We start from the raw sequence: 20,120 nt of genomic DNA, 5'->3' as shown, positions 1-20,120 counted from the left end.
CGCTATGAAATTTACCGTAGAACGTGAACATTTATTAAAACCGCTGCAACAGGTGAGCGGTCCTTTAGGTGGTCGTCCGACGCTACCGATTCTTGGCAACCTGCTCCTTCAGGTTACCGATGGCGCGCTGTCGCTGACCGGTACCGATCTGGAAATGGAAATGGTCGCGCGCGTTGCGCTGATTCAGCCGCACGAAGCGGGAGCAACAACCGTTCCGGCGCGTAAATTTTTTGATATCTGCCGCGGCCTGCCTGAAGGCGCGGAGATTGCGGTACAGCTGGAAGGCGAGCGTATGCTGGTGCGTTCCGGTCGCAGCCGCTTCTCGCTCTCTACGCTGCCTGCAGCGGATTTCCCCAACCTTGATGACTGGCAGAGCGAAGTTGAATTTACCCTGCCGCAGGCGACCATGAAGCGCCTGATCGAGGCGACGCAGTTTTCGATGGCTCACCAGGACGTTCGCTATTACTTGAACGGCATGCTGTTTGAAACCGAAGGCAGCGAACTGCGCACCGTGGCGACCGACGGCCACCGCCTGGCGGTTTGCTCGATGCCGCTGGAAGAGTCCCTGCCCAATCATTCGGTGATCGTACCGCGTAAAGGTGTGATTGAGCTGATGCGTATGCTCGACGGCGGCGATACCCCGCTGCGCGTGCAGATCGGCAGCAACAATATCCGCGCTCACGTTGGCGACTTTATCTTCACTTCAAAGCTGGTGGATGGTCGTTTCCCTGACTATCGCCGCGTACTACCGAAAAATCCGGATAAGCACCTGGACGCCGGCTGCGATATTCTCAAGCAGGCCTTTGCCCGCGCGGCGATTCTTTCTAACGAAAAATTCCGCGGCGTGCGCCTTTACGTCAGTGAAAATCAGCTGAAAATCACCGCCAATAACCCGGAACAGGAAGAAGCGGAAGAGATTCTGGACGTCACCTATGCCGGGACTGAGATGGAAATCGGCTTTAACGTCAGCTATGTACTGGATGTGCTTAACGCGCTGAAGTGCGAGAATGTGCGTATCCTGCTGACCGATTCCGTGTCGAGCGTGCAGATTGAGGATGCGGCTTCTCAATCCGCAGCCTATGTCGTCATGCCTATGCGATTGTAGAATCTGCAAAGGGGCTGGTTTACTTGCCATTTCGCCTTCCGGCAGTGCTCGAAATGCTCACGTACTTCGTGTACGCTCCGCTTTCTGCGCGCTGGCGGTAGACGAACTGGCTGCGACACCCACGCCCCTTGAATGATGACGAGCTGATATGTCGCTATCCCGACTTCTAATCAAAGACTTCCGCAATATTGAAAATGCGGATCTCGCCTTATCCCCCGGCTTTAACTTCCTGGTTGGCGCCAACGGCAGCGGCAAAACCAGCGTGCTTGAAGCTATCTACACGCTTGGCCACGGTCGGGCGTTTCGTAGTTTGCAGATTGGCCGCGTGATTCGTCACGAGCAGGAGTCCTTTGTCCTGCACGGTCGCCTGCAGGGCGAAGAGCGAGAAGTATCTATCGGCCTGACAAAAGATAAGCAGGGCGACAGCAAGGTGCGTATCGATGGTACCGACGGGCATAAAGTGGCGGAGCTGGCGCACCTGATGCCGATGCAGCTGATTACGCCCGAGGGGTTTACTTTACTCAACGGCGGCCCCAAATACAGAAGAGCGTTCCTTGACTGGGGATGCTTCCACAACGAAGCCGGATTCTTTACCGCCTGGAGCAACCTGAAGCGCCTGGTGAAGCAGCGCAACGCCGCGCTGCGTCAGGTCAGCCGCTATGCGCAGCTGCGGCCCTGGGATCTGGAGCTGATACCGCTGGCGGAGCAAATCAGCCGCTGGCGGGCCGAATACAGTGCCGCTATCGTCGAAGACATGGCGGATACCTGTCGGCAGTTTTTACCGGAGTTTGCTCTCACCTTCTCTTTCCAGCGCGGCTGGGAGAAAGAAACGGATTATGCCGAGGTGCTGGAGCGAAATTTCGAACGCGACCGCATGCTAACCTATACCGCCCACGGCCCGCACAAAGCGGATTTCCGCATTCGTGCCGACGGCGCGCCGGTAGAGGATACATTGTCACGCGGGCAGCTTAAGCTGCTGATGTGCGCCCTACGACTGGCGCAAGGCGAGTTTCTGACCCGTGAAAGCGGGCGGCGCTGCCTGTACCTGATAGATGATTTTGCCTCGGAACTTGACGACGCGCGGCGCGGGCTGCTGGCCAGCCGCTTAAAAGCCACGCAGTCGCAGGTTTTCGTCAGCGCCATTAGCGCTGAACACGTTATGGACATGTCGGACGAAAATTCGAAGATGTTTACCGTGGAAAAGGGTAAAATAGCGGATTAACCTAAGATAAAATGAGCGAGAAACGTTGATGTCGAATTCTTATGACTCCTCCAGTATCAAAGTCCTGAAAGGGCTGGATGCGGTGCGTAAGCGCCCGGGTATGTATATCGGCGACACGGATGACGGCACCGGTCTGCACCACATGGTATTCGAGGTTGTGGATAACGCTATCGACGAAGCGCTCGCAGGTTACTGTAAAGACATCGTTGTTACTATCCACAGCGACAACTCCGTCTCCGTACAGGATGACGGCCGCGGTATTCCGACCGGTATTCACCCGGAAGAGGGCGTGTCGGCGGCGGAAGTGATCATGACCGTTCTGCACGCGGGCGGTAAATTCGATGATAACTCGTATAAAGTTTCCGGTGGTCTGCATGGCGTAGGCGTTTCCGTTGTTAACGCCCTGTCGCAGAAGCTGGAGCTGGTCATTCAGCGCGATAACAAAATTCACCGTCAGATTTATGCCCACGGCGTGCCGCAGGCGCCGCTGGCGGTTACCGGCGAAACCGAAAAAACCGGCACCATGGTTCGTTTCTGGCCGAGCTACGAAACTTTTACCAACGTGGTCGAATTCGAATACGAGATTCTGGCAAAACGCCTGCGCGAGCTGTCGTTCCTGAACTCCGGGGTGTCGATTCGCCTGCGCGACAAGCGCGACGGTAAAGAAGATCATTTCCACTACGAAGGCGGTATCAAAGCGTTCGTCGAATATCTGAACAAAAACAAAACGCCGATCCACCCGAATATCTTCTATTTCTCCACCGAAAAAGACGGCATCGGCGTTGAAGTTGCGCTGCAGTGGAACGATGGTTTCCAGGAAAACATCTACTGCTTTACCAACAACATTCCGCAGCGCGACGGCGGTACCCACCTTGCAGGCTTCCGTGCGGCAATGACCCGTACCCTGAACGCCTACATGGATAAAGAAGGCTATAGCAAAAAAGCGAAAGTCAGCGCCACCGGCGACGATGCCCGTGAAGGCCTGATTGCCGTGGTCTCCGTGAAGGTGCCGGATCCGAAATTCTCCTCGCAGACCAAAGACAAGCTGGTCTCTTCCGAGGTGAAATCGGCGGTCGAACAGCAGATGAACGAACTGCTGAACGAATACCTGCTGGAAAACCCGTCTGACGCCAAAATCGTGGTCGGTAAAATCATCGACGCGGCGCGCGCGCGCGAAGCCGCACGTCGCGCGCGTGAAATGACTCGCCGTAAAGGCGCGCTGGATCTGGCTGGCCTGCCGGGCAAGCTGGCGGACTGTCAGGAACGCGACCCCGCGCACTCTGAACTGTACTTAGTGGAAGGGGACTCTGCGGGCGGCTCTGCGAAACAGGGGCGTAACCGTAAGAACCAGGCGATTCTGCCGCTGAAAGGTAAAATCCTTAACGTTGAGAAAGCGCGCTTTGACAAAATGCTCGCGTCTCAGGAAGTGGCGACGCTGATTACCGCGCTGGGCTGCGGCATTGGCCGCGATGAGTACAACCCGGACAAACTGCGCTACCACAGCATCATCATCATGACCGATGCGGACGTCGACGGCTCGCACATTCGTACGCTGCTGCTGACCTTCTTCTATCGCCAGATGCCGGAAATCGTTGAGCGCGGACACGTCTACATTGCCCAGCCGCCGCTTTACAAAGTGAAGAAAGGCAAGCAGGAACAGTACATTAAAGACGACGAAGCGATGGATCAGTACCAAATCTCCATCGCGCTGGATGGCGCCACTTTGCATACCAACGCCAACGCGCCGGCCTTAGCCGGCGAGCCGCTGGAGAGACTGGTTGCCGAGTATAACGCCACGCAGAAAATGATTACGCGTATGGAACGTCGTTATCCTAAAGCCCTGCTGAAAGAGCTTATCTATCAGCCGACGCTGGCGGAGGCCGACCTGGCGAACGAGCAGACCGTAACGCGCTGGATCAACGCCCTGGTGAGCGAGCTGAACGAGAAAGAGCAGCACGGCAGCCAGTGGAAATTTGATGTCCGCGAGAACGCCGAGCTGCAGCAGTTTGAGCCGATCGTTCGCGTGCGTACCCACGGCGTGGATACCGACTACCCGCTGGATCACGAGTTTGTCACCGGGCCGGAATACCACCGTATCTGCGCGCTGGGCGAAACGCTGCGCGGTCTGATTGAAGACGATGCCTTTATTGAGCGCGGCGAACGTCGTCAGCCGGTGGCCAGCTTCGAACAGGCGCTGGACTGGCTGGTGAAAGAGTCCCGTCGCGGACTCTCTATCCAGCGCTATAAAGGTCTTGGTGAGATGAACCCGGATCAGCTGTGGGAAACTACCATGGATCCGGACAGCCGCCGCATGCTGCGCGTGACCGTCAAGGACGCGATTGCCGCTGACCAGCTGTTCACGACCCTGATGGGGGACGCCGTTGAACCGCGTCGCGCCTTTATCGAAGAGAACGCCCTCAAAGCGGCAAACATCGATATTTAATCGTCGTACACCGCCATACTCAGGCCGCGCGTTTAGCGCGGCTTTTTTGTGGGCGCAGGCCTGTCCAGCGACATTATGGACGGTAAACGGCTGGCGAGCGTATCGACGGCAATTCTCACCCTCAGCGGTAGATGCGGCGTCTGTTGCCAGACCGCGTGAACGTCGAAGCGCACATCCGGCGCCTGCTTTAACAGCGGAACGAGTTTTCCCTGATGAATTTCTTTGCTGACCATCCAGCAGGGCAGCCATGCAATGCCGTGTCCGGCCAGCGCAGCATCGCAGATCGCCTGCAAATCATCCATATTGAGCGATGAACGGGGAGTGAAGGTGTGCGAGGCACCTTCGCTATCCATAAGCTGCCAGGAGAGCACTCTGCCGGCCTGCAGATAGTTAATGGCCGCATGATGGAGTAAATCATCAACGCTTTGCGGCGTGCCCTTCTTCAGCAGATAATCCGGCGCGGCGCACAGCACCATGCGGTGTTCTCCCAGCCTTCTGGCGACCAGAACGCTGCTGTCCTGAAGCGTGCCGTTACGCACCGCCATATCAAACCCTTCCTCGACGAGATCCACCACGCGATCGCTGAATGACATCTCCAGCTCAAGGCCTGGATGTTCCTGCGCCAGCGCGATCAGCAGCGGGGCGACGCACTGGCGGCCAAACAGCACCGGCATGGCCACGCGCAGGCGGCCACTGACCTGCTGTTTCCCCGTTTCCAGCAGCGATTCTGCGCCCCGAATTTCCTCCAGCGCGCGCAGGCAGTGTTCATAAAAAAGGGCGCCGTTGTCGGTCAGGCTCTGGCTGCGGGTCGTTCGTTGAAACAGACGTACCCCCAGTCGCTCCTCAAGGCGAGCGATGCTCTTTCCTACCGCCGAACGCGACAAATGCAAACGGATTGCGGCCTGAGCAAAACTCCCAGCCTCAACGGCGGCCACAAAAACCGGAATATCCTTCAGCGTATCGGTCATGGATTGTATCTTTTCTTTCATCAATAATGGGAAAACTTATCGCCACTGGCGACCCTGAGTCAACGGTAGACTGTCGCTCCTGAAGCTTATTTAATGGCAGGAGAGAAAAAATGACTGAGACAATGCAACGCTGGTCCATGGACGCCCTCGGGCGCGACAACCTCAAACTCATCCAGGCGCCTGTTCCGCAGCCAGGGCCGGGTGAAGTCTGCGTACGGGTGAACGCCGTTGCGCTCAACTATCGCGATAAAATGGTCATTGAAGGCACCATGCCGATTGCGCTTTCCTTCCCGTTTACGCCGGCGTCCGATATGGCGGGAGTGGTGGAAAGCACGGGCGAGGGCGTCACGCGTTTCACACCCGGCGCTCGCGTCATCTCGACCTTTTTCCCGGAGTGGATCGACGGTAGGCCAACAGCGGACGCCCGCACTTTGCCCTATAAAACGACCGGCGGTTACTTCCAGGGCATGCTGTCTGAGTACGTGATTGTGAATGAAAACGGGCTGGTGGCCGCCCCGGAAACCCTGGATGACGCAGAGGCCAGCACGTTACCGTGCGCCGGGCTTACCGCATGGTTCGCGCTGGTGGAGCGCGGTCATTTACGCGCCGGGCAATCGGTACTGGTGCAGGGCACGGGCGGTGTGGCGATATTCGCTTTGCAAATTGCCAAAGCGCAGGGGGCAGAGGTTTTTGTCACGTCCGGGAGCGATGAAAAACTGGCGCGGGCCAAACAACTCGGCGCCGATTATGGCATCAACCGGCTTAAAGGCGACTGGGCTGAAGGGATATACGAACTGACGAACAATCGCGGCATCGACCACATCATTGAAACCGTTGGCGGGGAGAACCTGAGGCATTCCCTGCGCGCCGTGGCGGTTCATGGGCGTATTTCGGTCATCGGCGTGCTGGCCGGCAGTGAAATCTCGCTGCCCGCGGGCGAACTGTTGCTGAAATCCCCGGTGATTCAAGGTATTGGCGTGGGGCACCGTCGCGCACTGGAAGATTTTGTCCGCGCCGTTGACGTGACCAGGCTGAAACCGGTGATTGAGCACCGTTACCGCTTTGACCAGCTTGCACAGGCGCTTGATTGATAGGAATTAAAACCTGAAACTGAACAACAAACAACCACCATTTTTGACTCCCGGCCAGCGCTGACGGAGGTCTGGTGATTGTTTGCTTCAATCAGTAATCGCTCATTTATCGGTGATATCGATTAACTGACCGTCTTTTAAACTTTCCCTGCGCTGTGGACGGATCTTCCCTGCATCCGCGCCTAACCGCACATTTTCATCTGCGCCAGCTGCTCATGCCGGGCCATCAGTTCCGCAAGCCGCTGCCCCCGTTTCAGCCCGCCGAAACACATTATCTTCCCGCACAAAATGCACGCCAGTGGGTCCACTTTCAGCAGCCGCTGGTACAGCCCCCGCCATGTCACCTTCCGCGCCGTTTTACGCTGCGTCTCTGTTAACAGATACACGACTTCCAGCACGGCCCGCTTTGACGGACTCAGAAAACCGTAATACCGCACCATCCGGAACCGTTTCTCCGGCACATGCCAGGAAAAGCGTTCCATAAACTCATCCCCGCTCAGCGTCAGCGTCTCCTCCTGCTTTGTCCGGTGACTGCGGTAGCGCATGATAATATCATCCCGCCCGGCGTAGTGCTCCAGCCGGCTCATCGACACCGGGGGCTTCTTAAGGTAAGCCCCGAAGTACATCGCCACGTGCGTGGCGTTGTCCATCACCTTCGACACCCGCACATTCCATTTTCTTCTGTAGTGCCGGTCCAGAAAGCGATTCCAGTCCTGCCTGCAGCGACTTTCTGCAGCCAGGGTTGCCGGTATCTCCAGCCGCCAGAATTCCCGGCGCAGCAGGTCAGTGATACGCCAGCGCCACATCGGCATCACGTTACGGGCGTAAAACTGCACTTTCTTCCAGGTACTGGTGTCAGTAATCCCGCCGGCCGTTGTGGAAAGGTGAATATGCGGATGCCACTGCTGGTCGCGCCCCCAGGTATGGATGACGCTGAAGCAGCCCGGCAGAAAGTCGCCGCGTCGGCCGGTTTCCAGGATAACATCGGCCGCGAGGCGGCTCATTTCGGCGAGCAGCCAGCGGTTATGGTATATCAGGGGCCAGAAGTCACAGGGGACAGTGAAGGTGATATGCTGCCATTCACCGTCGGGCACCAGGGCGAGAAGATACTGTATCCAGACTTCGCCTGCTTTTACGCCGCAGTGGGGGCAGGAGCGGCTTTTACAGCGGAAGCAGACTTTTTTGAGTGGCCACATCCGGGGTCAGGACAGCGCCAGCAGGTGTATCCCATGAGCGTGGTGCCGCAGGCCATGATTTTAGTGACGGCCTCAATGACAGCGGGACGAACAGAACCTTCAGGCTGTTTGTGAAACCAGCTAAGCCAGCGGTTGCCTTGCTGAAAGATATCGGCGAAGCGGGGAAGCATAATCATTTCACAGAAGAAGTGGGAGCTGAAGTTATAACAGTCGCCGAAGGCCATAACAAGTCGCAGCCGTCAGGCTGCCTACTTGAACACCTCGATCGCGGTGCGTTTGGCAAAATCGTGCTCACCCGCGAGTAAGACCCCGTTCCCCGGATCTTGCCTAAAAGGGGGGGTTCTGCTGCGCAATGTAGCTCTATTTTTGTGGGCTTAATCGCGTTAGCATGAGTAAGGACTCATCTTACCCGGGGATTTCATGGCTATTAAACTGATTGCAATCGATATGGACGGCACGCTGCTGCTGCCTGACCATACTATCTCTCCTGCGGTGAAAACCGCGATTGCCGCAGCCCGTGAACGCGGCGTCAACGTGGTGTTGACCACCGGCCGTCCTTACGCTGGCGTGCACAGCTATCTGAAAGAACTGCATATGGAGCAGCCTGGAGATTACTGCATCACCTATAACGGTGCTTTAGTGCAGAAGGCGAGCGACGGCAGTACCGTTGCGCAAACCGCGCTGGGCTACGACGACTACCGCTATCTGGAACAGCTGGCCCGCGATGTCGGCTCCCACTTCCACGCGCTCGATCGTAACACCCTGTATACCGCGAACCGCGATGTGAGCTATTACACGGTACATGAATCCTACGTGGCGACGATCCCGCTGGTCTTCTGCGAAGCCGAAAAGATGGATCCGAATATCCAGCTGCTGAAAGTGATGATGATCGATGAGCCGGCGATTCTGGACAAGGCTATCGCCCGCATTCCGGCTGAAGTGAAAGAGAAGTACACCGTGCTGAAAAGCGCGCCGTACTTCCTTGAAATTCTTGATAAACGCGTCACCAAAGGTACCGGCGTGAAATCGCTGGCCGATGCGCTGGGCATCCAGCCGGAAGAGGTGATGGCGATTGGCGATCAGGAAAACGACATCGCGATGATTGAATACGCTGGCGTCGGCGTGGCGATGGATAACGCGATTCCGGCCGTCAAAGAAGCGGCAAACTTTATCACCAAATCCAATCTGGAAGACGGTGTGGCATATGCTATTGAAAAATATGTCTTAAACTAAAAATCTCTTTCTGAAAAACCCGCGTTTATCGCGGGTTTTTTTATGCCCTGAGTTTAACCCGCCGCAAAATCTCCAAACCAAATTGTCGTTTTTGTGATCTAAATTGTAGTACAACATGTTTGTGTTGTACTACATTGTGTCCATGGCGATGACGAGTGACATCACGTTAGTACTACAAAGTTGCGGTTAAAACCGCCTGTCGCGGTAAAGTAGAGAGACATCCAGAGCACAAGGACTTTCCATGACTCTCAATAAAACCGATCGCATCGTCATCACGCTGGGCAAGCAGATTGTCAGCGGCAAATACGTTCCCGGCTCTGCGCTGCCCGCTGAAGCCGACCTGTGTGAGGAGTTTGCCACCTCGCGCAATATCATTCGCGAAGTGTTCCGTTCGTTGATGGCTAAACGGCTGATTGAAATGAAGCGCTATCGCGGCGCGTTCGTTACCCCGCGCAACCAGTGGAATTATCTCGACACCGACGTTTTACAGTGGGTGCTGGAGAGTGATTACGACCCGCGGCTGATTAGCGCGATGAGCGAGGTACGTAACCTGGTTGAACCCGCGATCGCCCGCTGGGCGGCAGAGCGCGCGACGTCGAGCGACCTGGCGCAAATAGAAGAAGCGCTCAACGACATGATCGCCAATAACCAGGACAGGGAAGCGTTTAACGAAGCGGATATTCGCTATCACGAGGCGGTGCTGCAGTCGGTGCATAACCCGGTTCTGCAGCAGCTCAACGTGGCGATCAGCTCGCTACAGCGGGCGGTATTTGAAAGAACGTGGATGGGCGATGAGGCCAACATGCCGAAAACGCTCCAGGAACATAAGGCGCTGTTTGACGCCATCCGGCATCAGGACAGCGAAGCGGCGGAGCAGGCGGCGCTCACCATGATCGCCAGCTCGACACGAAGGTTAAAGGAAATCACATGACATCTCGCTACATCGCAATTGACTGGGGATCGACCAACCTGCGCGCCTGGCTCTATCAGGGCGAACGGTGTCTGGAGAGCAGGCAATCGGAAGCAGGCGTCACGCGTCTGAACGGACACTCCCCCGCCGCGGTGTTTAGCGAAATAACCCGGGGCTGGCGCGACGGCGCGACCCCGGCGGTGATGGCAGGAATGGTCGGCAGTAACGTCGGCTGGCAGGCGGTACCCTACTTGCCGGTTCCCGTTCATTTCTCCGCCATTGGTGAACAATTAACTGCCGTTAGCGACAACGTCTGGATTATTCCCGGACTCAGCGTCTCTCGCGACGATAACCATAATGTGATGCGCGGCGAAGAGACTCAGCTCCTCGGCGCGCGGGCGATAGCCCCTTCTTCCGTCTACGTGATGCCCGGCACCCACTGCAAATGGGTGCAGGCAGACCGCCAACAAATTAACGACTTTCGCACGGTGATGACCGGCGAACTTCACCACCTGCTGCTGCGCCACTCGCTGGTCGGCGCCGGGTTACCGGAGCAGGTCTCCGCTCCTGACGCGTTTAACGCCGGGCTTGAGCGCGGCCTGCATTCGCCAGACATCCTGCCGCAGCTTTTTGAAGTTCGCGCTTCACACGTGCTGGGTTCGCTGCCGCGCGCGCATGTCGGCGAGTTTCTGTCGGGACTGCTGATTGGCGCGGAAGTCGCCACCCTGAGCCAACGCTTTCGCGACCAGCAGGTCACCATTGTCGCCGGCGAGACGCTGGCGAACCGCTATCAGCAGGCACTGAGCGCCATTGGCCGTCAGACCACCGTGGTGTCGGGCGACAACGCATTTCAGACAGGAATAAGGAGCATCATCCATGCAGTGGCAAACTAACTTACCGCTTATCGCTATCCTGCGCGGGATTACGCCGGAAGAGGCGCTGGCGCACGTGGGGGCGGCGATCGACGCCGGCTTCGACGCCGTTGAAATTCCGCTCAACTCACCGCAGTGGGAAAAGAGTATTCCCGCCGTTGTTGAGGCTTATGGTGATAAGGCGCTGATTGGCGCGGGCACCGTGCTTAATGCAGAGCGGGTGGACCAGCTTGCCCGAATGGGCTGCAGGCTTATCGTCACGCCCAATATTCAGCCCGAGGTCATTCGCCGTGCGGTGAGCTACGGCATGACGGTTTGTCCCGGATGCGCGACGGCGACGGAAGCGTTCGCCGCGCTGGACGCCGGGGCTCAGGCGTTGAAAGTCTTCCCATCTTCGGCTTTTGGCCCTGACTACATCAAAGCGCTAAAGGCCGTTTTGCCGCCGGAGGTGCCCGTTTTTGCGGTGGGCGGCGTGACGCCGGAAAATCTGGCGCAGTGGATAAAAGCAGGCTGTACCGGTGCCGGGCTGGGCAGCGATCTCTATCGCGCTGGCCAATCCGTAGAGCGTACCCAACGGCAGGCGGCAGCATTTGTTAAAGCGTATCGAGAGGCAGTGCAATGAAAATAACCAAACTCACCACGTATCGTTTACCCCCGCGCTGGATGTTTCTAAAAATTGAAACCGACGAAGGCGTGGTTGGCTGGGGCGAGCCCGTGATTGAAGGGCGCGCGCGCACCGTAGAGGCGGCGGTGCATGAGCTCGGCGAATATCTCATAGGCCAGGATCCGGCGCGGATTAACGACCTGTGGCAGGTGATGTACCGCGCGGGCTTTTACCGCGGCGGCCCGATTTTAATGAGCGCCATCGCCGGTATCGACCAGGCGCTGTGGGATATTAAAGGCAAAGTGCTGAACGCGCCGGTCTGGCAGCTAATGGGCGGCCTGGTGCGTGACAAAATCAAAGCCTACAGCTGGGTTGGCGGCGACCGTCCGGCAGAGGTGATTGATGGCATCAAGAAGCTGCGCGGTATTGGTTTTGATACCTTCAAATTAAACGGCTGCGAAGAGCTGGGGCTGATCGATAATTCTCGCGCGGTGGATGCGGCGGTGAATACCGTCGCGCAAATTCGCGAAGCGTTCGGCAATGAAATTGAGTTCGGTCTCGATTTTCACGGCCGCGTTAGCGCGCCAATGGCGAAGGTGCTGATTAAAGAGCTGGAGCAATATCGCCCGCTGTTTATTGAAGAGCCGGTTCTTGCCGAGCAGGCGGAATATTATCCGCGGCTGGCGGCGCAAACCTCGATTCCTATCGCGGCGGGCGAACGCATGTTCTCGCGCTTCGAGTTTAAACGCGTGCTGGAAGCCGGTGGGCTGGCCATTCTCCAACCCGATCTGTCGCACGCGGGCGGTATTACCGAGTGCTATAAAATCGCCGGAATGGCCGAAGCCTACGACGTGGCGCTGGCGCCGCACTGCCCGCTGGGGCCTGTTGCGCTTGCCGCCTGCCTGCACGTCGATTTTGTCTCCTATAACGCCGTCTTCCAGGAGCAAAGCATGGGCATTCACTATAACAAGGGCGCGGAATTACTCGACTTTGTGAAAAATAAAGACGACTTCAATATGGAAGGCGGTTTCTTTAAACCATTAATGAAGCCCGGGCTTGGCGTAGAAATCGATGAAGCGCGGGTCATTGAATTAAGTCAGAATGCGCCGGACTGGCGTAATCCGTTGTGGCGGCATGAGGATGGTAGCGTCGCGGAATGGTAAATGCTCTTCATATTTCACGCCACAGGTGCGTTGGCTGCGATTGCCGCACCCCGGTCACTTACTAATGTAAGCTCCCGGGGATTTGCAATCTTGCCGCCTTCCTGCAACGTGAACTATTTAGAGCATTCGTAAGCAAAAATATAAATTTTAAACACACCCTCTGTAAATTACCGGGCATGGTGAGCGGCCTCGCTATGCCCAAAATCTGGAGACAGATTGCGATGGATATTTCAGTTACAGCTGCAAAACCCGGGCGTCGTCGTTATTTGACGCTGATTATGATCTTTATTACCGTGGTGATTTGTTATGTTGATCGCGCCAACCTTGCCGTGGCATCGGCGCATATTCAGGAAGAGTTTGGTATTACCAAAGCGGAAATGGGATATGTATTTTCCGCCTTCGCGTGGCTGTATACGCTTTGCCAGATTCCCGGCGGTTGGTTCCTTGACCGCGTGGGCTCAAGGCTGACCTACTTTATCGCTATTTTTGGCTGGTCGGTGGCGACGCTACTGCAGGGATTTGCCACGGGGCTAATGTCGTTGATTGGCCTGCGCGCGATTACCGGGATATTTGAAGCGCCGGCGTTTCCCACCAATAATCGCATGGTGACCAGCTGGTTTCCGGAGCACGAGCGCGCATCAGCCGTCGGTTTTTACACCTCAGGCCAGTTTGTCGGGCTGGCATTCCTGACCCCGCTATTAATCTGGATTCAGGAAATGCTGAGCTGGCACTGGGTATTTATCGTTACCGGCGCTATCGGGATCGTATGGTCACTGATTTGGATTAAGGTTTATCAGCCGCCGCGTCTGACGAAAAGCATCAGCAAAGCCGAGCTGGATTATATTCGCGACGGCGGTGGTCTGGTGGACGGCGATGCGCCCGTTAAAAAAGAGGCGCGGCAGCCGCTGACCAAAGCCGACTGGAAGCTGGTATTCCATCGCAAACTGATTGGCGTTTATCTTGGGCAGTTTGCCGTGACCTCGACGCTGTGGTTCTTCCTGACCTGGTTCCCCAACTATCTGACCCAGGAAAAGGGGATTACGGCGCTGAAAGCGGGCTTTATGACCACAGTTCCGTTCCTTGCCGCCTTTGTTGGCGTGCTGCTCTCCGGCTGGCTGGCGGACAGGCTGGTGAGAAAAGGTTTCTCATTAGGCGCCGCGCGTAAAACCCCGATTATCTGCGGCCTGCTGATCTCGACCTGCATCATGGGCGCAAACTATACCAACGATCCGGTGTGGATTATGGTCCTGATGGCGCTGGCCTTCTTCGGTAACGGCTTCGCCTCCATTACCTGGTCGCTGGTCTCTTCGCTTGCGCCGATGCGGCTTATCGGGTTGACCGGTGGAATGTTTAATTTCGTCGGCGGGCTGGGCGGTATCACCGTTCCGCTGGTGGTGGGTTATCTGGCCCAGGACTATGGTTTTGCTCCTGCGCTGGTTTATATTTCCGTTATTGCGCTGGTGGGCGCGCTCTCTTACATCCTGCTGGTGGGGGATGTCAAACGAGTAGGCTAATTCTTTCCGATACGATACCCTGATGCGAAAGTCTCGCATCAGGGTATGTTTATGAAACAAGTCACCTTTGCTCCCCGTCATCATCAACTTACCAACACGCGCGCCTGGACGGCGGACAGCCGGTGGCTGGTCTTTGACGTTCGTCCCTCTGGCGCCTCATTTACCTGCGAAACCATCGAGCGGGTGAATGTCGAGACGGGAGAGGTTGAGATCCTCTACCGTGCCGGACAGGGCGTGTACGTTGGCGTGGTGACCGTTCATCCATCGATAGATAAATATGTCTTTATCCACGGCCCGGAAAACCCTGACGAGCGCTGGCATTACGATTTCCACCATCGTCGCGGCGTGGTCTCCTGGCAGGGCGAAACGCACAACCTCGATGCGATGGATATTTCCGCTCCCTATACTCCCGGCGCGCTGCGCGGCGGCAGCCATGTGCATGTCTTCAGCCCGAACGGCGAATTTGTCAGCTTTACCTATAACGACCACGTGCTGCATGAACGCGATCCGGCGCTGGATTTGCGCAACGTTGGCGTGGCGGTTCCCTATGGCCCGGTAGTACCGCGTGGGGATCATCCACGAGAATACGGCGGCAGCCACTGGTGCGTGCTGGTCAGCCGCACAACGCCGACCCCCGCGCCGGGCAGCGACGAGATTAATCGCGCCTATGAAGAGGGCTGGGTGGGCAACCGGGCGCTGGCGTTTATTGGCGATACGCTGGCGGTAAATGGCGACAAAGTGCCGGAGCTATTTATTGTCGAGCTGCCGGAGAGCGAACAGGGCTGGAAGCAGTCTGGCGATGCGCCATTGGCAGGAACGGAAACCACGATGCCGGCTCCCCCTGCCGGCGTTGTTCAGCGTCGCTTAACGTTTACCCACCAACGCCGTTACCCGGGACAGGTGAATACGCCGCGTCATTGGGTGCGCGCTAATCCCTCGGCAACGGACATCGCTTTTCTGATGCGCGACGAGGCCGGCGTGGTGCAAATGTGGCTTATCTCGGCGCAGGGAGGCAAGCTGCGGCAGCTGACCCACAACCGATCCGATATCCAGTCGGCGTTTAACTGGCATCCGTCAGGAAAATGGCTGGGCTTTGTGCTGGAAAACCGCATCGCGCTTTGTGATGCGCGGAGCGGGGAAATCGACTTTTTGACCGATGAGCATGCCAATCCGCCTTCGGCCGACGCGGTCGTCTTTTCGCCAGACGGCAAACAGCTTGCCTGGATGGAAGAGGTGGACGGTTACCGCCAGCTGTGGGTAACCGCAACGGCGCGCTAAATCAGGGGTTCGGCATTGGCGCTGGCGGGATCACTGCGTTGGTCGCCAGCGTCTCTTTTTCGCTCTTTTCCACGCGCGATTTAACCGAGCTATCGGTGCGGAACATATCCCACGGTAGCAGCAGCGTGTCCATAACGGCCGTGAGCGGCATATCCAGCGCCACCAGGGATTTCGTACCCCAGTTGGCATCGCTATCTCCCAGCATTTGCGCGCTGGCGCGCGTTCCCGGATAGGTTCCTTCCTTACCGCCGGTATGTGACATCACGCTGGAGCAACCGCCTAAACTTATCATCCCGCTAAACAGGACCAGCTTTAACAGACCGTTTTTCATCATTTTTCCGTCATCGTTACGGGCGTTGATAGAACCTTCTATGTACAAAATCATGCAGGGCGCAGCCAACAGAGCCGCGGCCTGAAGAATGGCGTACATATCGGTTATATCGGGCCATTCCATGGATGCATAGTGCCATTGCGCCGCACTGTGGCAGGCGTCGCACTTTGCCTTTTGTGCTGTCCCTCCAGTCTAAGCAATAGACCGCAAACTGCAAAAAAAATTGCCCATTTCCCCTTGAAAAGGCCATGGATATACCCATTTTAGGAATGTGTCTCCCGGAGAATACGCCGAATGGGTATTCCGGGTAATAACGGCCTGTCCATGATGGAAGGTCAGATAATTCTCGCTGATTTCAGGAGCTATGTATTATGCGTAATTTCGATCTCTCCCCGCTGTATCGTTCTGCTATTGGTTTCGACCGCCTTTTCAATCTGTTAGAAAATAATCAAAGCCAGAGTAATGGCGGCTATCCTCCGTACAACGTTGAGTTAGTAGACGAGAACAACTACCGCATCGCGATTGCCGTTGCCGGTTTTGCCGAGAGCGAACTGGAAATTACCGCGCAGGATAATCTGCTTATCGTAAAAGGCGCCCATGCCGCCGAGCAGAAAGAGCGCACTTACCTGTATCAGGGCATCGCTGAACGCAATTTTGAGCGTAAATTCCAGCTTGCGGAAAATATTCATATTCGCGGCGCCAACCTGGTAAACGGTCTGCTGTATATCGACCTTGAGCGAGTTATTCCTGAAGCGAATAAGCCGCGCCGTATCGAGATCAACTAATTTGTTGGGCCGCGAAGGCGGCCCGGTATTCATTCAAAAAACTGCCCGCCGTCAGGGGGCAAAGGCGAATCCACAGGATTTGCAGATATCCACTCGCTTCTTAGAAGGAGAAAGACTATGCGTAACTACGATTTATCCCCGCTGCTGCGTCAATGGATCGGTTTTGACAAACTTGCCAACGCGCTACAAACCGCCGGTGAAAGCCAGACCTTCCCGCCCTATAACATCGAAAAAAGCGACGACAACCACTATCGCATTACCCTTGCGCTGGCCGGTTTCCGTCAGGAAGATTTGGATATCCAGCTTGAAGGCACGCGCCTGACGGTAAAAGGCGCGCCGCAGCAGCCGGAAAAAGAGACCAAATGGCTGCATCAGGGGCTGGTTAACCAGGCGTTTAGCCTGAGCTTCACGCTCGCCGAAAATATGGAAGTCTCCGGGGCAACCTTTACCAACGGCCTGCTGCATATCGATTTGACCCGCAACGAGCCGGAACAGATCGCACCGCAGCGCATCGCCATCAGCGAGCGCCCCGCGTTAGATAGCTAATTAAGCTAACCACCTATAAAGCCCCGATGTTCGGGGCTTTTTTGTGCGTGATACGCATTACTTTGTCCTTTCTTGCTGTGTTCAACAAAATGGTCGTTGGCTGATCCCGTGATTATTGTGCGCCAGGCGGCATACAGCCTGGTGAGTACCGGTCATAATCCTCATTGTGAGTAATGTTATACACAGGGAAGAGACGATGAGTGATATAGCATTGACCGTTAGCGTATTGGCGCTGGTGGCGGTCGTCGGATTGTGGATCGGCAATGTAAAAGTGCGCGGTGTCGGCTTCGGTATCGGAGGCGTGCTGTTTGGCGGTATTATCGTCGGCCACTTTGTGGACCAGGCGGGCATTACGCTCAGCAGCCCTATGCTGCACTTTATTCAGGAATTTGGCCTGATTCTCTTCGTGTATACCATCGGTATCCAGGTGGGGCCGGGCTTCTTCGCCTCGCTGCGCGTCTCCGGCCTGCGGCTGAACCTCTTCGCTATTCTGATCGTCATTCTCGGCGGCCTGGTCACCGCGGTCCTGCATAAACTGTTCGATATCCCTCTTCCCGTGGTGCTCGGCATCTTCTCCGGCGCGGTAACCAACACGCCTGCGCTGGGGGCCGGGCAGCAGATCCTGCGCGACCTTGGCGTACCGCTTGATACCGTCGATCAGATGGGGATGAGCTACGCCATGGCCTATCCGTTTGGCATCTGCGGCATTTTGCTGACCATGTGGCTGGTGCGACTGTTTTTCCGCATCAACGTCGAGAAAGAAGCCCAGCAGTTTGACGAGATCAGCGGCAACGGCCACGCGCATCTTCAGACCATCAACGTGCGGGTCGAAAACCCCAACCTGAACAATATGGCGATTCAGGATGTGCCGATGCTTAACAGCGACAAGCTGATCTGCTCGCGCCTCAAGCGTGAGGAGATGCTAATGGTGCCCGCGCCGAATACCCTGATTCAGCTTGGGGACCTGCTGCACCTGGTCGGGCGACCGGAGGGTTTACACAATGCCCAGCTGGTGATTGGTAAGGAGGTTTCCACTTCGCTCTCCACGCGCGGTACCGATCTGAAAGTCGAGCGCGTGGTGGTCACTAACGAAAAAGTATTGGGTAAACGCATACGCGATCTGCACTTTAAGCAGCGCTATGACGTGGTGATCTCGCGACTCAATCGCGCCGGGGTTGAGCTGGTCGCCAGCAGCCATGCCAGCCTGCAGTTCGGCGATATTCTTAACCTCGTCGGCCGTCCGGAGGCGATTGACGCGGTGGCCGCCGAGCTGGGCAACGCCCAGCAAAAACTGCAGCAGGTGCAGATGCTGCCGGTATTTATCGGTATTGGCCTGGGCGTGCTGCTGGGCTCCATTCCGCTGTTTATTCCGGGGTTCCCGGCGGCGCTGAAGCTGGGCCTGGCAGGGGGGCCGCTGATTATGGCGCTGATCCTCGGGCGTATCGGCAGCATCGGTAAGCTCTACTGGTTTATGCCGCCCAGCGCTAACCTTGCGCTGCGCGAGCTGGGCATTGTGCTGTTTCTCGCGGTGGTTGGCCTGAAATCCGGCGGCGATTTTGTGGCGACGCTGATTGACGGTGATGGCATGAGCTGGATTGTCTACGGCATCTTTATCACCGCTATCCCACTGCTGGCTGTCGGTATTCTGGCGCGGATGCTGGCGAAGATGAACTACCTGACCCTGTGCGGGATGCTGGCCGGTTCAATGACCGACCCGCCCGCGCTGGCCTTTGCCAACAATCTGCATGCCACCAGCGGCGCGGCGGCGCTCTCTTACGCGACCGTTTATCCGCTGGTCATGTTCTTACGTATTATTACGCCGCAGCTACTGGCGGTGCTGTTCTGGGGGATAGGTTAACGGATTCTCCGCCTGGACGCGCCGCAGGTGGTAGTCCACCTGATACTCGCTGGCGTTACGGAACATCACCGAATAGTTAAGAAACTCGCCGCTGTCGCTGTAGGAAAGGGAGGTTATACGCAGCAGCGGCGTCTGCTCCGGCACGTTCATCGACTGCGCCAGCTGCCTGTCCGCCAGCACCGGCGACAGCGTTTCATAGTTGCCGCTAATGGTTATGCCACACTCCTTCTCGATGTAATCGAACTTCGACCCTTCTAGATGCACCAGCGACAGATTGCGAAACAGCTTCACCGGCATATAGCTGTCCTCCAGCATTAGCGGCTTGCCATCGACATAGCGCACCCGGCGCGAGAAGTAGATCCGTTCATCAATTTGTATCCGCAGCAGGCTGGCGATAGCCGGTGGGGCGGGCATCACCTCGAAAACCAATACCCGGCTGACCACCTCTTTACCCTGCTTGCGCAGCACCTCGGCCAGCCCGGTCAGATTGCTGGTTTCATGATGCAGGTCTTTGCGGGCGACGTAGGTGCCGGAGCCGTGCCGACGCACCACCAGTCCCCAGGTGACCAGCAGATCGATGGCTTTGCGGATAGTCATGCGCGCGACGCCGAACTCTTCCGCCAGCTTTTTTTCCCCGGGAAGCGGGCTGCCGACTTCGAAATCGGAGGAGTTGAGGCGCAAACGTAATCTGTCGGCGATGGATTTGTAGATCACCAGTAGACCTCTATTCACTCAATTGAAAACGATGATGCACGGATTATTAGCTTTAAAAATAGAGTTAATACATATGGATAAATACGCTTCGTTACAGAGGCGTAATCAGCGCAATTCAGAATGTCTAATTTTTACTTAAAAAGTAGACAACATTGGCGCAATTAAAACCATGAAAGCGATCACGAATCGTAACGGCTCCGCATGTTGTCGACCGGGCAAATTTCTATTCTCGTTTCAGGCCAGTACAAATAATTACCCTGAATCATTCACCGCGGTACGTGAAGCAT

The 20,120-nt window shown here is 56.5% G+C and carries 18 protein-coding genes, 1 pseudogene and 1 other annotated feature; of the genes and pseudogenes, 15 read left to right on the top strand and 4 right to left on the bottom strand.

What is annotated here, in order from left to right:
- Positions 1 to 4 precede the first annotated feature (4 nt).
- From dnaN to gyrB, 3 genes are all read left to right on the top strand, one after another.
- Positions 5 to 1,105, top strand: coding sequence for a DNA polymerase III subunit beta (gene dnaN, locus MKleb_RS27510; protein ID WP_004107206.1), 1,101 nt, complete (start codon positions 5 to 7; stop codon positions 1,103 to 1,105).
- Positions 1,106 to 1,253: 148 nt separating this feature from the next.
- Positions 1,254 to 2,327, top strand: a complete 1,074-nt coding sequence (gene recF / locus MKleb_RS27505; protein WP_004126948.1) for a DNA replication/repair protein RecF — start codon at positions 1,254 to 1,256, stop codon at positions 2,325 to 2,327.
- A gap of 28 nt (positions 2,328 to 2,355) precedes the next feature.
- A complete protein-coding gene (gene gyrB, locus MKleb_RS27500) occupies positions 2,356 to 4,770 on the top strand; it encodes a DNA topoisomerase (ATP-hydrolyzing) subunit B (RefSeq protein WP_004126944.1) in 2,415 nt (804 codons plus the stop codon).
- Positions 4,771 to 4,802: 32 nt separating this feature from the next.
- Here the strand turns inward: gyrB and MKleb_RS27495 are convergent, their stop codons facing one another.
- Positions 4,803 to 5,738, bottom strand: coding sequence for a LysR family transcriptional regulator (locus MKleb_RS27495; RefSeq protein ID WP_025107559.1), 936 nt, complete (start codon positions 5,736 to 5,738; stop codon positions 4,803 to 4,805).
- A 110-nt stretch (positions 5,739 to 5,848) separates the two neighbouring features.
- On the opposite strand from MKleb_RS27495, the gene MKleb_RS27490 reads away from it, so the two are divergent.
- Entirely contained in the window at positions 5,849 to 6,829 is a 981-nt protein-coding gene (locus MKleb_RS27490; RefSeq protein ID WP_217076385.1) for a zinc-dependent alcohol dehydrogenase family protein, read from the top strand.
- 182 nt (positions 6,830 to 7,011) lie between these two features.
- Here MKleb_RS27490 and MKleb_RS27485 read toward each other — a convergent pair.
- A pseudogene (locus tag MKleb_RS27485) lies at positions 7,012 to 8,195 on the bottom strand (IS91 family transposase).
- Here MKleb_RS27485 and MKleb_RS27480 point away from each other — a divergent pair.
- From MKleb_RS27480 to MKleb_RS27445, 8 genes are all read left to right on the top strand, one after another.
- Positions 8,136 to 8,330: a hypothetical protein gene (locus MKleb_RS27480; RefSeq protein WP_217076785.1), complete on the top strand. Its 195-nt coding sequence runs from the start codon at positions 8,136 to 8,138 to the stop codon at positions 8,328 to 8,330. The pseudogene MKleb_RS27485 and the gene MKleb_RS27480 overlap by 60 nt on opposite strands.
- 115 nt (positions 8,331 to 8,445) lie before the next feature.
- Positions 8,446 to 9,258, top strand: coding sequence for a sugar-phosphatase (yidA, locus tag MKleb_RS27475; RefSeq protein ID WP_004855697.1), 813 nt, complete (start codon positions 8,446 to 8,448; stop codon positions 9,256 to 9,258).
- 241 nt (positions 9,259 to 9,499) lie between these two features.
- Positions 9,500 to 10,189 (top strand): D-galactonate utilization transcriptional regulator DgoR, encoded by a 690-nt coding sequence (gene dgoR / locus MKleb_RS27470; protein ID WP_014227332.1) that lies wholly within the window; start codon positions 9,500 to 9,502, stop codon positions 10,187 to 10,189.
- The gene (locus tag MKleb_RS27465) at positions 10,186 to 11,061 is read left to right on the top strand and encodes a 2-dehydro-3-deoxygalactonokinase (RefSeq protein WP_025107561.1); all 876 of its coding nucleotides are present in this window, start codon (positions 10,186 to 10,188) and stop codon (positions 11,059 to 11,061) included. Before dgoR ends, MKleb_RS27465 begins: the two co-directional genes overlap by 4 nt.
- Positions 11,045 to 11,662 carry a 2-dehydro-3-deoxy-6-phosphogalactonate aldolase gene (locus MKleb_RS27460; RefSeq protein ID WP_014227330.1) on the top strand — a complete coding sequence of 206 codons (618 nt, stop codon included), beginning with the start codon at positions 11,045 to 11,047 and terminating at the stop codon, positions 11,660 to 11,662. The genes MKleb_RS27465 and MKleb_RS27460 overlap by 17 nt, the downstream gene beginning before the upstream one ends.
- Complete coding sequence (dgoD, locus tag MKleb_RS27455; RefSeq protein ID WP_025107562.1) at positions 11,659 to 12,807, top strand: galactonate dehydratase; 1,149 nt, start codon at positions 11,659 to 11,661, stop codon at positions 12,805 to 12,807. The genes MKleb_RS27460 and dgoD overlap by 4 nt, the downstream gene beginning before the upstream one ends.
- A 176-nt stretch (positions 12,808 to 12,983) precedes the next feature.
- The gene (locus MKleb_RS27450; protein WP_071846050.1) at positions 12,984 to 14,321 is read left to right on the top strand and encodes an MFS transporter; all 1,338 of its coding nucleotides are present in this window, start codon (positions 12,984 to 12,986) and stop codon (positions 14,319 to 14,321) included.
- Between the two features lie 51 nt (positions 14,322 to 14,372).
- Complete coding sequence (locus MKleb_RS27445) at positions 14,373 to 15,599, top strand: DUF3748 domain-containing protein (RefSeq protein WP_217076383.1); 1,227 nt, start codon at positions 14,373 to 14,375, stop codon at positions 15,597 to 15,599.
- A gap of 1 nt (position 15,600) precedes the next feature.
- On the opposite strand, the gene MKleb_RS27440 is transcribed toward MKleb_RS27445, so the two are convergent.
- Positions 15,601 to 15,933: a YceK/YidQ family lipoprotein gene (locus MKleb_RS27440; protein ID WP_025107564.1), complete on the bottom strand. Its 333-nt coding sequence runs from the start codon at positions 15,931 to 15,933 to the stop codon at positions 15,601 to 15,603.
- Positions 15,934 to 16,233: 300 nt separating this feature from the next.
- Positions 16,234 to 16,308: a sequence feature (ROSE (Repression Of Heat Shock gene Expression) occurs in the 5'-region of heat shock genes and acts as an RNA thermometer to modulate expression.), on the top strand.
- On the opposite strand from MKleb_RS27440, the gene ibpA reads away from it, so the two are divergent.
- The 3 genes from ibpA (at position 16,302) to MKleb_RS27425 (ending at position 19,119) form a co-directional block, all read left to right on the top strand.
- A complete protein-coding gene (gene ibpA, locus MKleb_RS27435; protein WP_004126917.1) occupies positions 16,302 to 16,715 on the top strand; it encodes a small heat shock chaperone IbpA in 414 nt (137 codons plus the stop codon). Its footprint overlaps the feature before it by 7 nt.
- Before the next feature lie 117 nt (positions 16,716 to 16,832).
- Positions 16,833 to 17,261, top strand: coding sequence for a small heat shock chaperone IbpB (ibpB, locus tag MKleb_RS27430; RefSeq protein WP_004126915.1), 429 nt, complete (start codon positions 16,833 to 16,835; stop codon positions 17,259 to 17,261).
- A gap of 196 nt (positions 17,262 to 17,457) precedes the next feature.
- Positions 17,458 to 19,119, top strand: a complete 1,662-nt coding sequence (locus MKleb_RS27425) for a putative transporter (RefSeq protein WP_217076381.1) — start codon at positions 17,458 to 17,460, stop codon at positions 19,117 to 19,119.
- Here the strand turns inward: MKleb_RS27425 and MKleb_RS27420 are convergent.
- Positions 19,087 to 19,833: a GntR family transcriptional regulator gene (locus tag MKleb_RS27420; protein ID WP_014227323.1), complete on the bottom strand. Its 747-nt coding sequence runs from the start codon at positions 19,831 to 19,833 to the stop codon at positions 19,087 to 19,089. The two genes, MKleb_RS27425 and MKleb_RS27420, sit on opposite strands and share 33 nt — an antisense overlap.
- Positions 19,834 to 20,120: the final 287 nt, after the last annotated feature.

The sequence above is a fragment of the Klebsiella sp. PL-2018 genome (genome assembly GCF_019048985.1).
GTDB lineage: Bacteria > Pseudomonadota > Gammaproteobacteria > Enterobacterales > Enterobacteriaceae > Klebsiella > Klebsiella michiganensis.
Note: the sequence above shows the minus strand (reverse complement) of the source record. Positions and strands in the feature narration are given on the sequence as shown.